We start from the raw sequence: 247 nt of genomic DNA on the forward strand, positions 1-247 counted from the left end.
ATCATGAGCGGCGGCAACCAGTTCCGCCCGGCGCTCAACCTGGCCTCGGTCGCGCCGATGCTGGAAAAGGCTTTCTCCGTCAAGGATGCGCCGGCTGTCGCGATCTCCATCAATTCGCCGGGCGGCGCTCCCGTTCAGTCGCGCCTCATCTTCACCCGCATCCGCGAGCTCGCCGGCGAGAAGCAGAAGAAGGTGCTGGTCTTCGTCGAGGACGTCGCGGCCTCCGGCGGCTACATGATCGCGCTCG

General features: G+C 66.4%; 1 pseudogene. It reads left to right on the forward strand.

Going from position 1 to position 247, the window contains the following annotated elements:
• A pseudogene (locus SB764_RS43445) lies at positions 1 to 247 on the forward strand (S49 family peptidase); the annotation flags it as partial.

The sequence above is a fragment of the Paraburkholderia sp. SIMBA_027 genome (genome assembly GCF_046535315.1).
In the GTDB taxonomy this organism is placed as follows: Bacteria; Pseudomonadota; Gammaproteobacteria; order Burkholderiales; family Burkholderiaceae; genus Paraburkholderia; species Paraburkholderia tropica.